Here is a 14,035-nt window from a genome sequence, read left to right as displayed (position 1 = left end):
ATGACGTTCCGCGTTGTAAAACCACCTAAGGACAACAATAATGAAAAATCAGCACTCCCTGGTGGGGAAATTAACATTACTGATATCTGTTGGCCTGCTAATCATTTGGTTGATTACTATATTCACCACAACCTATATTTCACTAAATCAAAATCGGCGACGGATTATTGAAAATTTATCCCATATGTCACGCCTGCGGGTGGGGCTAAGCAACCATCGATTTGAAGGTGCTGAGCGAGATGCGCTCGCGCTCGCCCAGAGCTATGGCCTCTACCACTATGTGCCTACGAGCACGCATCCAGTGGCAAAAAGCGAGAGTCGCTATTTCCCCGTCGATGCCAGCATCTGTACGCCGCAGGACAAACAGGCCCAGGATCTGAATTTCATTCAGGTTTATGGCACCGCAGGTCAGACATACTATCTTGATAGTTTTATCCTTGACCGACGCTATGGTATTTCTCTTTTGCCCCCGCTCGATCATTCGCCCGACTATTTTATTCGCCGGCAAAACGAGCTTTGGCAATTTCCACGCCGCGCGACGCACGACAACCTGTTCTGGGGTAAACCAGAATACATCCCCGGCACCGGCTGGAGCGTCTCTATCGCGGCAGCAGGCTCTCATGACATCCTGATTGGCTTAGCGGTTAAGCTTAACGACCTGCTTTCCTATGGCCACAACGTCTCGGACAGCGATATCAATCTCTGGCTTGATAAACACAATCAGATCCTGCCCTTCTCGGACCTTGCGGAAAGTAACAGCGACACGCTACAAAAATTGTTGCAGAACCTGCCTCTCCACGACGGATGGCAGCAGATCCCGGGCTATCTGGTGCTTCGCAGCGAACTTAAAGGCCCCGGCTGGCAGCAGGTTATCCTGTACCCGACCAGCGGGGTGCTAAAACGTGCGCTTAACATCGTAGCGGAGCAGCTGCCTTTTGCTCTGACTACCCTGCTACTGCTGGCGATGATGCTGTTCTGGCTGCTTCACCGCCATCTGGCTCGCCCGCTGTGGGACTTCGTCAACATCATTGAGAAAACCGGGCCAGACACCCTCTCCGCCCGGTTACCGGAAAACCGCCACGACGAGCTGGGAAGCATTGCCCGCGCCTATAATTTGCTGCTTGATACCCTACACGAGCAGTATGACAACCTCGAAAATACCGTCGCCGAACGCACCCGCGAACTGACGATCGCCAAGCAGCAGGCCGAGCAGGCCAACAAGCGTAAAAGTAGCCATCTGACGACGATAAGCCACGAACTGCGAACGCCTTTAAGCGGGGTGCTGGGGGCTCTCGAACTTCTGCAATTAACGCCCATGAGTGAAAAACAATCGCAGTTGTCCAATACGGCCAGTCAGTGCACCCTTTCGTTACTCAGCATCATCAATAATTTGCTCGACTTCTCACGCATTGAATCCGGACAGCTCTCGCTCCACGTCGAGGACACCGCAATACTCCCGCTGCTGGATCAGGCGATGCATACCATCCAGGGCCCCGGGCAAAGCAAAGGGTTAACACTGAAAACCTTTGTTGGTCACCGGGTACCGTTGATGTTCGAGGTGGATGGGACTCGCCTGCGGCAGATCCTGGTTAACCTGCTGGGCAACGCCCTCAAATTTACCGATAAGGGCGCGATTTGCCTTAGCGTTAAACGTAGCGATGATTTTCTTATTTTCGCCGTGAGCGACAGCGGGCGAGGCATTACCCTTGCCGATCAAAAAGCCGTATTCGAACCTTTTTTTCAGAGCCAGGGGCACAGTCAGGGAACGGGTCTCGGCCTGACGATTGCCTCGACCCTCGCAAGAATGATGGGAGGATGGCTTGAGTTACGCAGTACGCCGGGATTTGGCACTTGCCTCTCGCTGTTGCTGCCGCTTGGCAAATATCAGCCTCCCGAACCGCTCTCGGGCGAGATTGCCGCACCGCTGGTTCTGCATCGCCAGCTCTGCGCCTGGGGGCTAACGTGCGAAATCGCCAGACAAGAGAGCGTATTTAGCGCCGATGATCTGTGCTTTCTGCCCGGAAAGCTGCGTGAAACCGTACTCCACGCGCTTTCTGGCGTGGCGAGTGAGTGCGCCGACCAGCTTCCGGTACAACCCTGGAGGCTACATATTTTGCTGGTTGATGACGCGGCTATCAATCGGGATATTTTTGGCATGATGCTGGCTTCTCTTGGCCAGGAGTTTACCCTCGCGGCGAGCGGTGAAGAAGCGCTGGCGCTGGGTCGGCAGCAGCGGTTTGATCTGGTGTTAATGGATATTCGTATGCCGGAAATGGACGGCATGACGTGCGCCCGGCTCTGGCGACGTGACGCACTAAATCACGACGCCCAGTGCATGATTATGGCGCTCTCGGCGAATACGGCGCCAGAGGAGATAAGCCGCTGCAAAGAGGCTGGTATGCAGCATTATCTGACTAAACCCGTCTCTCTCAATCAGTTGGCCAATGGGATCTCCATTGCCGCGGAGTACCAGCTGGAACGCGATATCGCTCTCCAGGAGCAGGATCACAGCGTCGAGCACGCACTGCTTCCCCTGGACGATGCGGCCATGCGCCGCAAAATACACCACTCGCTGCATTTGTTGCTTTGTGAACTCGAACATAACCTTGGCTCCCTGCCAAAAACCAGCACCCTGCTGCATACCCTAAAAGGGTGCCTCGGCCAGGCGGGGTTGAGCCCTCTGGTTTGCAGCGTCATCGATATGGAGAATCGCGTGCAGCATGGCCTGGCGCTGGCTGCAGAAGAAATTACCGAACTTCGCCACACCCTGAACGTAGCACTGGACGCTTAAATCAGCGCCGGCCAACAAGGCCGTCTATCAAGAGGTAATACAATGCACGATCATAGAATCCTGCTGGTCGACGACCACGAACTGATTGTTAATGGAATCATTAACCTGCTCTCCCCCTACCCACGCTTTCACGTGGTCGCACACATTGATGATGGGCTGGAGGTTTACAACGCCTGCCGCATCCATGAGCCGGATATCGTGGTGCTCGATCTGGGTTTACCCGGCATTAACGGGCTGGATCTTATCCCGCAGCTACGTCGTCGGCTGCCGCAAACGGCGATTCTGGCCTATACCGCCCATATGGAAGAGACGATGGCAATACGCACGCTAAGCGCGGGTGCGCTGGGTTATGTATTGAAAAATAGTAGTCGCCAGGTGCTGCTGGCAGCATTACAAAGCGTCGCGGTGAAAAAATGTTATATCGATCCGGCGCTAAATCGGGAAGCGATTAACGCCGCGCTTCGCGTCAAAAATGACAGCACGGAAATACTCACGCCGCGCGAACGGCAAATTCTCAAACTGATTGCCGATGGTTTTACCAATCGGCTTATCGGCGAGCGACTGTGTATTAGCGTTAAAACCGTAGAAACGCATCGATTAAATGTCATGCGAAAACTCAACGTCCATAAAGTCACCGAATTACTTATCTGCGCACGGCGACTAGGTTTAACAGAATAACGCCATTCCCCGTCGTGCATGTAACAGGATGTATCCCACTTTCACCCGATAGTGATTAACAGGGAGGGCTCATACGATGAACTTCTCACCAACAAAGAGAAGGAAACGCTCATGAGTATGACTATCGGAACCACCCCTGGTGTTAACGAATTACAATTACAGGCCATGCTGACCGGACAGTTGAAAGAAGCTACTCGTCTTGAGGGCTGGGAGGCATTCAAAAATTTCTTTATAAAATTACTCAATCACCTGCCAGGGATGAACTTAGAGGATAAAGAAAAGAACCTGCGCGATATTTACAACATGATTTACGGCGAAAAAACGGCGGCCGCGAGCGATAAGACCCATTCAATAGAAACGCTCTGGCCGGCGGTTGAAAGGCTTATTCACCTGATGGAAGGTGACCACGTTCGCACAATGGAATTTGAACTGATAAGCCATAACGTTTCCGGTATGACGGGTCAACTTCATACGCCTGGCCACCTGAATCTGGTCATTCGCGTAGATGGCCATACGCTACCCGAGATAGCATTATCGAATTCTGATATGCATCACGAGATGCTTTCAAGCGTACTCACCCACAACATGACCAGTAAGGATGGTGCACCTGGGGTGTACCAGTTGGATCAGGAAAAGTTGATTTCCCGGGGCAGCAGCGTTGAGTTATCCTCCTCTGCCGTGATGGCCACCAGCCATGGCTTCGAGGTGGCCAGAGCACTGGAAGCATCGCGCGTACTGGTGCAAACGCCCGTCAAGGAAATCAGCAACCTGGACCAGCAGATAGCGCAGTTAGACCACTATCAAAAACTGATAGCGGATCTGACGCAGTTAAGATCCGTTCAGGATCCGGACGTACGCGCCGAGTTACACAGCGAGTTTATCGACAATGAGCTGGCAGCGCTGAATACCCACAGGCAGCAGCAGCTGGAAAGTCATCAACGGCTCAACCATGAGTTTGTTGACACTCTCGTTGAGGAATGCGCCGATGACCTGCTGCAGGGAGGTCTTCTCTGCAAGGACGCCATCAATACAAAACTGTCCCTTCTTTCCACGCTCACACCACACATGGATACACTGTTCCACGAGGCAGATGACCATCGTCTGCAACAAATCCAGTCCCAGCTGAGGTTGGCCTACCAGGTTGCCGATTTGCAAGCACAAATCCAGCCCTCCGAACCCTTCCCCCAGGAGCCGTTTTCGAATCTGCAGGTCGCCATGAGGCAGGCTGAGACGGGGCCACTGACAACGCTATTGAATACCGCTTTCAATGCCATTCGGCAAATCTCCCCAAACAACATTGCCAGAGAAGAGATCGAGGCTCAGGCACAGCAAGCCTCCGGGAAGTTGCTTCAGCCTCTGGGAGCGGCAGAGACTGCTATGGCAAAACTCCTGAGTGATCCAGGTATCCGGTCAGATATGGATAGCAAAACGACCGAGAAAATAGTGACACAGGCCACCCGTCTGCCCCCGTTTACGCCCGACAAAATGACACTGACCAGTCGCGCTGAAACCGTCCATCAGCAAAATATCGCCATCAGCAGAATTGACAGGCTCCTGAGTGAAGGACTGACGCTTGCCGATCACAATGTTTTAGATTTTCCGCGGGAAAGGGTCATTTCTGAATTACAAAACCTGAACACTCAGTTGCCAGAAAGTCAAAGAAAGTCGAGTTATCAACTGCAAATTGATGCACTTAATGAGGGACTTTTACGCCGTAAGGTCGATATCTGGCAAGAACGCGTTGGAAGTATGCCGGAGGCAGGAAGAAGCCCGGCGTCGGGGAATGCCGTTCAGGCACTAACGGCATTAAAAGACGAAGTACAACAACTCACTATTTCTGGACAGGGCAAGAGTGAATTCAAAGGATTCATTGCTGGCCTGATTACCCAGCACCAGGTCATGGAGTCCGTAGAAGCCACATTAGGCCATTATATAGAGGGTAATAAGTACGCCATTAAGGATGTTGTCAACGACCTTGCCGGGAAAATGAGTGCGATCGGCGATTGTCCGCGCAAACAGGCACTGATGGCGCATATCAATGCGTTGCAGACAAAGAACAATGAGCTGGATACCATTTATAAGGAATTTGCTGATGTGCAGGAGAAGATTATCGCAGTTGCCAGATTTCACGACACCTGGTCAGAAGACCTGGCGAAAACCTTCAGCAACCTGAAAACTCAGGCGCAGGACTTACCCGGCGGAGAACCGAAAAAAACCCTGCTACGTAATATGGCCGCCACTGAAATTAAACTCCTTGACGTTCAACATCTGGAGAGAACATTTTCAGAGCCGGGACCGCTGTTAGCAAAGGCAACGGAGGCAAATGGCACCCCCTCACCGCACTGGGCGCAAGCCTTCCCTCTACTGGAACTGGCCGCGACAACGCTTAAACAACTCCCAGAGAGTACCAGAACAAGTGGCCTGGCAACGCGTTTAGGTAGCGATACAAATAATGCGCTTAATCTGCTTAAAGGGATGATTGCTGCAGGTCCCGACGGGGATAAAAAATATATGGCTGCAAGAGAAAAGGAATATAAGCATCTGCGAGACTTTATCAATTCCATGGCAGGTTATCTGCCTAACGGCGACGTACTCACCAACGCAGTCAAAGAAATCAAACACGAAAATAACTTTAGCAGCAGAACGCTCCGTGAAAGGCTCGCCTAACCGCTCACGTAGCCTGAACGCATAATCACAGGCAGACACTACAGCCTGGAGCTAAAAGAGGGTGACGATGCATCACCCTCTTTTTTATATACGCACATTATTTAGCGGGCAGAATACTGCATTCTTTATCCAGCAACGACTCCACTGACGCGCGGTTACCTTTATCCCATCCTCGCCGGGTGGTTAAAAGGATGAACCCTTTCTGCCCTGACCAATGGGTTGGGATCAGCGCAACGCCCCACTCTGCCATTTGTTCCGGCGATAAATGAAAATAGTCGCTAACGGATTTGACCGGATAAATACCCATCGCGGTAGGTTGCACAACTTTGCGCGCATAATAGGTGTTATTCAGAAGCTTATCCTGCATTGGCGTCCAGCGTTCCTGAATATAGGGCCGCTCGGCCAGCATTTGGCGGCGCACATCTTCACGAAGACAGGTCAGATGAATATGCAGCTGATCCTGGCTACGACCACTCGCAGAATTGACAGCCATACCCAGCATATCGTCCGGGACCTGAGCACCATATTGCCAGGACACCAGGTAGCGCATCAACCAGGCGTAGCCAAAATAATCAACGCTACTTTCCGCAAACAGCTGAGGATCTTCGATGCCCGAGACTTTGATGGTAGGGACCAGGATAAAATGGTAAGGATAACGAGGGTTCTGAATGACGCTAAATCCCCGGGCGTTGCCTTCCGGCACATAAATGCTGTGGCAAGGCGCGGTGTTTTTGGTAAGCGCGTGATTGTTCAGACAAAGTTTGTCGACAACCCCCCAAAGCGCATCTGACCTGGCGCATCCCGTCAACAGAATCGCAGCTGATAGCAATATTCCTGCACGAAGAACGTGACTCATCCTCCTCTTCAACATGCCAGAGCTACGTCCTTTTATCTGTCGGTAATGATTTTGTATTTTACCAGAGAATTTGTCTGACGGTTCTCCCGCTTAACTTTCCGCCCGCAGCAGCAATGAAATAATAAACGCCCCCCCAAGGCCTGCGGTGATAATACCGATAGGCAGCTCCTGATTAGGGATCAGGCTACGGCTCAGCATATCGCCACCGGTCAACAGCAACGCACCGAGCAATCCGCACATCGGTACCGCCAGACGATGTCTCACCCCCACCAGGCGGCGGGAAAGATAAGGGATCATGAGCCCGACAAAGCCAATCACCCCGGTCAGCGAAACCAGAAATGCCGTTGCCAGTGCGCAGCAAAAAAAGGTTTCGGACCGAAGGCGCCCTACGTTGACGCCCATCGACCAGGCGGTCTGTTCACCCGCCAACAGCGCGTCCAGCGCCCGCCAGCGCAGCGCGGTAAACCCCACCAGCATTGCGAAGCTCGCCAGCGGAATGAAGAGGTTATCCCAGCGTGCGAGCCCCAGGCCGCCAAGCGACCAGAACAGTACCGAACCCGCCGCGCGCTGGTCGCCGGAAAATACCAGATAACTGGTAAACGCGCTGAATAAAAACGACACCGCAAGGCCACAGACGATCAGCTGCTCGGCGCGACGCACCCGGCTGACGCGAAACAAAATCATCACCGACAGCGCGGAGAGGATCCCTCCGGCAAACGCCGCGAACGGTAACGTCAGGATACCCAGCGCGTCACCAAAGCGAGTTATGACCAGCACCGCCCCTGCGGACGCGCCGGAGGAAAGCCCGAACAGAAACGGATCGGCCAGCTCATTACGCGTGGTGGTTTGTAACAGCGCCCCCGTCATCGCAAGCCCCGCACCGCATAGCGCGCCGAGAAGTACACGGGGCAAACGAATCTCCAGCACGATAGTTTTCAACATGTCGGGAAGCGGGGCTGAAAATAATCCTACCGCCGACATCACCTGCTGCCATGATAGCGCGACGCTGCCCAACTGCAGACTCCACAGCATCAACACTCCCAACGCGAGCATAAACAGCGGCGCGAACCACATAAATCTTGCGGCCGGTCGCATCATTTGGCTTCGGCCATGTACAGCACCCGAGCCAGTTTCTCAATCGCTCCGATATTTGCCGGGCCTGGCGTCAGCTCGCTGTACTGCAGCTTCAGATAGCGGTGCTGTGAAACGGCGGGGGTTAACTTCATCAATGGATGAGATTCAAGGAAACGTCGCAGGGAATCAGCCCCAGCCCCGGTCTGGTAATCCAGCAGGATAATCACATCGGGTTCCGCCGCCGCCACCGACTCCCAGGAGGTCGTCGTCCAGTTCGCCGGCAAAGACGCCATCACGTTACGGCCGCCCGCAGCCTCAATGATCGCCGTCGGCATGCCGTATCTACCGCTGGTGAAGGGCTTATCTTCCCCGGAATCATAGACAAATACCTTCAGCGGAGCCTGATTTGCAGGACGCGAAGGAAGCGCCGCCAGCCGATGCTTCCAGCCTTCCACCAGCGCCTGTGCCTCTTTTTGCTTGCCAAAAATTTTGCCAAGCTTTAGCTCATCGTCGTAAAGCAGATTCATACTGGCTTTCTGCGGATGCCCACCGGCCTGCACACAGCTCTCGCTCAGCACCAGGGTTTTGATGCCGTATGGCGCCAGCGTCTGCGGCGTGACCTCCCCTCCGACTTTCATCCCATAGTTCCAGCCCGCAAAGAAAAAGTCCGGCTGGGCTGCCAGCAGCGTTTCGAGAGAAGGATATTTAGGGGCCAGTTCGGGGATAGATCCCATCGCGGCTTTAAACGCCGGCGTCAGTTTGTACCAGCCGGTGACTCCCGTCAGCCCGACGATCTTGTCCTGCAGGCCGAGTGCGAAGGCCATTTCGGCCATATTGAGATCGTTGATTACCGCGCGCTGCGGTGCATGATTGAAGGTGAGCGGTTGGCCGCAGCTATCGACGGTAACCGGAAAATCGTTGGCGATGACCGGCAGGCTAATGGAAATCAGCAGCAAAGTAAGCAGGTGTTTATTCATCTTTTCTCTTAATTGTCAGGCAAATTGGGGAACTTCAAAAATACGCAGCTTTTTGCCGCTAACGGGATGCACGGTGTGCAGGCAGGTCATGCCAAACACCGGGAAAATCACCCGGGTCTGCAGCGCGGCGTCCGGAACATCGCAAATCACCTGATGGCTTTCGTTAATCACCAGAATCCGGTCGGCAAACGCTTCTGCAACGGTCAGGTCATGCAGCACGGCGATCACCGCGATGCCCTTACTTTTCACCAGCGATAGCAAGGCGCTGCGCGCGGGGGGATCCAGATGGTTGGTTGGCTCATCAAGCAGCAGCAGTTCTGGTGACTGCGCCAGCGCACGAGCCAGCGCCGCGCGCTGGCGCTGGCCGCCGGAGAGCCTGCCCAACGGACAATGCCTCAACGGGGCAATCCCCGTCTCCCGGATAGCGTCATCCACGATTCGTTGATCTTGAGCGGCACCGCCGTTTTCAACATACGGCAGCCGTCCAAGCGCGACATAATCCTCAAGCGTCAGGCGTAAGTCAGGGACGTCGTTTTGAGAAAGAAAGGCGATGCTTCTGGCGCGTTCGCTAACCGGAACGCCCCGCAGTGGCTTTCCTTTCCAGAAAATGGTCCCTTCGTTTAAGCGCGTTTCACCAATAATCGTCCGCAGCAGGCTTGATTTGCCGCTCCCGTTGGGGCCAATCACCGCCAGCTTCTCGCCGGCGCAAAGCGTGAAATGAATGTCGTCGAGTATCAATTCCCCGGTGCGGGCTCTGAGGCTCGCACCGTCAACGCGGAGGATATCGTGCAATGCATTCACCCTGAATCAATATGTTATAACATAACAATTCTTTTATCATGATTGCCCCTTTATCGCAACGCCAGGCTACTTACGTGAGCAGCAGGCGATATAGTTAAGCTGCTTTCGGTGCTCCCTGAAGAAACGGAACATACCGAGAAAACGCGCCCGATTTTCACGCGTACGTAGACCATTGAACACGATCTGCAGCGCCCGCCCTGGCCCCTCATCTCTTATCAATCCACGAGGAGACATCAGAGACATACCGCCGTGTCGCCAGTCGACCTGACGAAACCCTGCCTGTTGGAATAGCTGCTGCCATGCCGTCTGGCTCATCGGACTGACGTTCGATTTCACGACCTGTTCCAGTTGGTTTTTATCCCCCTCACCGAGCGCATCAGCGGTAAACATGATGTCGTGGGTCAGCAGATACCCGCCAGGTTTCAGCACGCGAAAGTATTCACTCACGAGCTTTGCCTTGGCTTTATCGGCGTACATCGTCAGCATCGCTTCGTTGATGACGACATCAAACGTATCATCAGCAAACGGCAACCGTGTGGCGCTTGCCTCCAGTAAGGTTATTCTTTTGTCCAGCCCTGCGGCCGCCACGTTGCGACGCGCTTTCTCCAGGGCGACTTTATCCATATCAATTGCCGTGACCCGACAACCAAAGCGGCTGGCCAGTTCAACCGCGGTGGTCGCCATGTTGCAGGCAACTTCAAGAACCAGCGTTGTCTCATCGAGCGGAGGCTGCTGCAGCAACCACTCCGTGGCTTCAACGCCGCCCGGGCGCAGGCGGGTTTTGCCAAGACTTGCCAGAAATGTGTGTCCTGCTTTCTGCGTCGCGTCCATCATTTTCACCTCATTAAACAAGCATCACGAAGACAACATATCATGGCGCAACATCAAATGAGAATGATTTTTATTACCATAAAGAACTTTCCCTATCCCACGTAAATTCTGCGGAAATTGAAGCAAAAAAAACCACGCCATAGCGTGGATTTTCTTTCAATATGCGTCATTCCCAATTAGCTAGTGGGTCACCGATTTGGAGAAAAGCTGGATGACCATAATCCCGATAGCAATACACACCATGCCGGCAATCGCCGGGAAGTCGAGTCGCTGCTTATAAATCAGGAACGACATGATGGAGACCAGGAATATCCCCATCCCCGCCCAGATGGCGTAGGCGATACCGATATTCATCGTCTTCACCACCTGTGACAGGCCGTAAAATGAAATGGCATAGCCGACGACCACAACAATACTGGGCAGCAGTCGGCTGAAGCCTTCGGAAGCTTTCATCATCGTGGTGGCGAGGGTTTCGGCGCAAATGGAGATGGCCAGGATAACGTATGTATTCAAAATAATGTCTCTTTGAGCTGGCAGGTGCCGGGTATTATACAAGTCGCAAGTTTCAGAGTCTCAACCTAAATACAACGGCCCGGAGATGCCCGCATTTCCCTCGCCGCTTTGTTTTTCAGCCAATGATTGTTAGCATTAATACTATTCCCATACTCAATTCAGATGCGGCGCCAGCGCCGCGCGTGTGCCAATCAGGAGTTATGACACGGCAATGAAAGCGCTATTTCCCACGTGGCTTCAGCAGTCATTCATCCTCCTGCTTTGGGGGCTGGTTTTTTATTTAGCCGGATTACCCTCGCTCAAGTTTGATGATCCGACGTCTTCGATTGCGATTATCTGGTTTCCGGCAGGCGTAGCGGTTGCCGCTTTTATGAGCGCACGGTGGCGTGATTACCCGGCGCTTATCATTATCTTCACGCTGGCAACCGCGCTGCTGGATGAGCAGTGGGATACGCCGCTCACCTTTGCACTCTCCTTGTTATATGCGTTTCTGTCGATCCCTTCGACGGTGGCTATCGCCTGGACGGTACGCCGTTTTGCACGTATGCACGACGATCTGCATATCATCCTGGTGTGGATAGTCGCCACGCTTGCCATCAGCGCGCTTGATTCTCTGATTGTGGGCAGCGGCTACGCGGTGGCGCAGGGTCTGACACCGCTCGGCCTCTTCTGGCACGGCTTTATTGCCGATGTCACGGGTATTTTCTTTGCAGCCCCCATTGTGATGGGCTTTCTCAACCAGCAGGAACGATTTGCCGCGAACAGCGTTATGTCAAAATGCATTGGCTTTGTCCTCTGGCTGGCGCTGTGTGCAATTGCAGGGATTATTTTTGGCCATGAGCTCCCCTGGGTGGCAAAACACGCTACCGCGCTCTATTTTGGCTTAGCCTGTTTGCCTATTGCTGCGGTGATGTTGCTTTCTCTCTTCTGGGGCAGCCTCGGCGGTTCCGCCGCGCTGCTGACCCTTGGCGCTATCGTGATTTACTATACCGATCAGCATAAAGGGCCGTTCTTCCTGAAAAGCCTCGCCTACACCGAATCCTTACTGCTGGCATTAAGCTACCTTTCCGCCGCCGCGCTGCTGGTCGTCTTCATCCGCGTGGTGCGACGTTTAACCCGCAACCGTGACGCGAGCGGGAATGGCGTGTTCTATCGTCTGGCTCCTGCCTCAGGCGAAATTCTGTGGGAAAACACGCTGTCGGCGCTGCCGGGCAATATGCAGCCAGGCGAATTACACCGCGTTGATGACGTGCTGCAACGTGTACACCCGCGCGACCGCGATAAACTGCGCACACACTGGCTTTCTGCCTCGCACGACCAACACGCGGCATTGATTTTTCGTATTCAGGTGTCCGATGGCCAATGGGTGACGCTGGTCGACCGGAGCAGTATGCATATGGTCGCCGACGGTGAAGATATTATTGTTGGTAACTGGCAGGCCAGCCGGTTCCACCTTGCGCTCTAAGTAGAAATTCGATTACCCGTTCCAGGAGGCGAAAGCCCGTGATCCAGATTGTTCTTTTGTTATTCGGCGTCGAATTTATACGAGATAAAGCAAAATACCTGATGGTTATCGGGATGTTGTGGGGCGTGCTCGGCGTAAGTATTTTTATCGACGGATTAGACGGCGTGACCTGGTTCCCTTTGCGTGCCTTCGGTGCCCTGCTGCTGCTTGAAAGTCTGGTCACGCTGAGCATCGCCTCCGGCGGCGTCGGTGCGCAAAAAGCCGTACTCTACTTCAAGGGGGGGATCTTTTGCTTCGTGGCGATCCTTATCCTCTCGGATAAGCCCTACAGCAACCTGCTGCTGGCCATTGTGTTTGGTTTTGCCTTCTTCGTTATCGGCCTGTTCGTGATCTCCTCCGCGTGGGTGGTCAGGTATCCGCTGTGGAAAAACGCGATCCTGAGCGGCATTGCGCAAATTCTGTTTGCGTTCTTTATGTTCAGCCCGTACCCGACGCACTACAAAGCCACGGTGCCGGTTTTTCTGGGCACGCTGATGTTGATTAGCGGCATCAATACGGTGCGACTGGCGCTCCGGGCGAGACGTGTCAGGGAGGGATTGTCGATATTCGAACTGCTGGCCCCTTCCGATCTGCAGTTTGATCTCAAAAAACGCCCGGCTTCGCGCGACAGTCAGTTTGAGGAAGGGTGTACTGATTTCAGTGGACCATTGACGGTGCATATCTGGACCCCGGAGGGCACCGCCAATACGTCACCGATCCCCCGCCCGGTTATCAACCGCTACATCGCGGCGGTCGACACCGATGGCGTCATTTCTACCGGACATGCTGCGCTTGAGCTGCCTCCGGATGTTTACATCAGTCTGTATCCGGCAGCCGATATTGACCGCTCGCCTTCCGAGTTTCTCAATATCCTGAAAGCGACCCAGGATAATAACGTGCCGGGGGTTTTCCAGCCGGACTACGCCACCGAAGCGGCAAACTGGTGTGAGTCTGACCGCAAGATCCACTTCCATCAGTACAACGGGATGGCGTTGCTGCGTTACTGGCAGGGCTACCGGATGACTACCACCTACAATCTGACCTACCGCAACTGCTCAAGCAGCGTCGCGTATGCGTTAGAGGCCTCGCTGGATGGTGTGCTTTCGGAGCAGAGCAAGAACCTGCGTGCCACCCTGCGAACGCTGTTCATGCCTGAACTGTGGATTGCCGCCCAGGTGCGTAAACGGGCGCTGTCTATGGCCTGGACGCCAGGGCTGGTGATGGACTACGCCCGGGCGCTGCGCAGCATTGTTGACCCGGTACCTGAACCCTGGTATCAGCGGCTCTCCGGCAAATGGCGTGAACGCCAGAGCGCCAGGAAGTCGTAGGCAAAACCTCCCCAC

At 54.0% G+C, this 14,035-nt stretch carries 11 protein-coding genes; 5 read left to right on the top strand and 6 right to left on the bottom strand.

Going from position 1 to position 14,035, the window contains the following annotated elements; genetic code table 11:
* Window positions 1-40 precede the first annotated feature (40 nt).
* The 3 genes from C7387_RS04320 (at window position 41) to C7387_RS04310 (ending at window position 6,136) form a co-directional block, all read left to right on the top strand.
* Complete coding sequence (locus C7387_RS04320) at window positions 41-2,791, top strand: two component system sensor kinase (RefSeq protein ID WP_120816151.1); 2,751 nt, start codon at window positions 41-43, stop codon at window positions 2,789-2,791.
* Window positions 2,792-2,833: 42 nt separating this feature from the next.
* Window positions 2,834-3,469 carry a two component system response regulator gene (locus C7387_RS04315; RefSeq protein ID WP_006820342.1) on the top strand — a complete coding sequence of 212 codons (636 nt, stop codon included), beginning with the start codon at window positions 2,834-2,836 and terminating at the stop codon, window positions 3,467-3,469.
* A gap of 111 nt (window positions 3,470-3,580) precedes the next feature.
* Window positions 3,581-6,136: a hypothetical protein gene (locus C7387_RS04310; protein ID WP_244922338.1), complete on the top strand. Its 2,556-nt coding sequence runs from the start codon at window positions 3,581-3,583 to the stop codon at window positions 6,134-6,136.
* A 97-nt stretch (window positions 6,137-6,233) separates the two neighbouring features.
* On the opposite strand, the gene C7387_RS04305 is transcribed toward C7387_RS04310, so the two are convergent.
* The 6 genes from C7387_RS04305 to C7387_RS04280 form a co-directional block, all read right to left on the bottom strand.
* Window positions 6,234-6,992 (bottom strand): CDP-diacylglycerol diphosphatase, encoded by a 759-nt coding sequence (locus C7387_RS04305; protein WP_120816149.1) that lies wholly within the window; start codon window positions 6,990-6,992, stop codon window positions 6,234-6,236.
* 90 nt (window positions 6,993-7,082) lie between these two features.
* Window positions 7,083-8,090 (bottom strand): FecCD family ABC transporter permease, encoded by a 1,008-nt coding sequence (locus tag C7387_RS04300; protein WP_038256935.1) that lies wholly within the window; start codon window positions 8,088-8,090, stop codon window positions 7,083-7,085.
* Window positions 8,087-9,043: an ABC transporter substrate-binding protein gene (locus C7387_RS04295; RefSeq protein ID WP_038256933.1), complete on the bottom strand. Its 957-nt coding sequence runs from the start codon at window positions 9,041-9,043 to the stop codon at window positions 8,087-8,089. The genes C7387_RS04300 and C7387_RS04295 overlap by 4 nt, the downstream gene beginning before the upstream one ends.
* Before the next feature lie 15 nt (window positions 9,044-9,058).
* Window positions 9,059-9,835 (bottom strand): ABC transporter ATP-binding protein, encoded by a 777-nt coding sequence (locus C7387_RS04290; protein ID WP_392394796.1) that lies wholly within the window; start codon window positions 9,833-9,835, stop codon window positions 9,059-9,061.
* A gap of 75 nt (window positions 9,836-9,910) precedes the next feature.
* On the bottom strand, window positions 9,911-10,675 hold the full coding sequence (locus tag C7387_RS04285) for a class I SAM-dependent methyltransferase (protein WP_038257114.1): 765 nt from the start codon (window positions 10,673-10,675) through the stop codon (window positions 9,911-9,913).
* A gap of 180 nt (window positions 10,676-10,855) precedes the next feature.
* The gene (locus C7387_RS04280) at window positions 10,856-11,188 is read right to left on the bottom strand and encodes a DMT family transporter (RefSeq protein ID WP_071777541.1); all 333 of its coding nucleotides are present in this window, start codon (window positions 11,186-11,188) and stop codon (window positions 10,856-10,858) included.
* Window positions 11,189-11,399: 211 nt separating this feature from the next.
* Here C7387_RS04280 and C7387_RS04275 point away from each other — a divergent pair, with 211 nt between their 5' ends.
* The gene (locus C7387_RS04275; RefSeq protein ID WP_120816148.1) at window positions 11,400-12,653 is read left to right on the top strand and encodes an MASE1 domain-containing protein; all 1,254 of its coding nucleotides are present in this window, start codon (window positions 11,400-11,402) and stop codon (window positions 12,651-12,653) included.
* Between the two features lie 38 nt (window positions 12,654-12,691).
* Window positions 12,692-14,020: an MFS transporter gene (locus C7387_RS04270; RefSeq protein ID WP_120816147.1), complete on the top strand. Its 1,329-nt coding sequence runs from the start codon at window positions 12,692-12,694 to the stop codon at window positions 14,018-14,020.
* The last annotated feature ends 15 nt before the right edge of the window (window positions 14,021-14,035 follow it).

The organism is Yokenella regensburgei (assembly GCF_003634235.1).
Classification (GTDB): Bacteria; Pseudomonadota; Gammaproteobacteria; order Enterobacterales; family Enterobacteriaceae; genus Yokenella; species Yokenella regensburgei.
This window is presented reverse-complemented; position numbering and strand designations above follow the sequence as displayed.

Bases quoted from the DNA above. Each gene is read 5' to 3' on its own strand.
- C7387_RS04320 (WP_120816151.1), top strand. From the start codon at position 41: ATGAAAAATCAGCACTCCCTGGTGGGGAAATTAACATTACTGATATCT.
- C7387_RS04315 (WP_006820342.1), top strand. From the start codon at position 2,834: ATGCACGATCATAGAATCCTGCTGGTCGACGACCACGAACTGATTGTT.
- C7387_RS04310 (WP_244922338.1), top strand. From the start codon at position 3,581: ATGAGTATGACTATCGGAACCACCCCTGGTGTTAACGAATTACAATTA.
- C7387_RS04305 (WP_120816149.1), bottom strand. From the start codon at position 6,992: ATGAGTCACGTTCTTCGTGCAGGAATATTGCTATCAGCTGCGATTCTG.
- C7387_RS04300 (WP_038256935.1), bottom strand. From the start codon at position 8,090: ATGATGCGACCGGCCGCAAGATTTATGTGGTTCGCGCCGCTGTTTATG.
- C7387_RS04295 (WP_038256933.1), bottom strand. From the start codon at position 9,043: ATGAATAAACACCTGCTTACTTTGCTGCTGATTTCCATTAGCCTGCCG.
- C7387_RS04285 (WP_038257114.1), bottom strand. From the start codon at position 10,675: ATGGACGCGACGCAGAAAGCAGGACACACATTTCTGGCAAGTCTTGGC.
- C7387_RS04275 (WP_120816148.1), top strand. From the start codon at position 11,400: ATGAAAGCGCTATTTCCCACGTGGCTTCAGCAGTCATTCATCCTCCTG.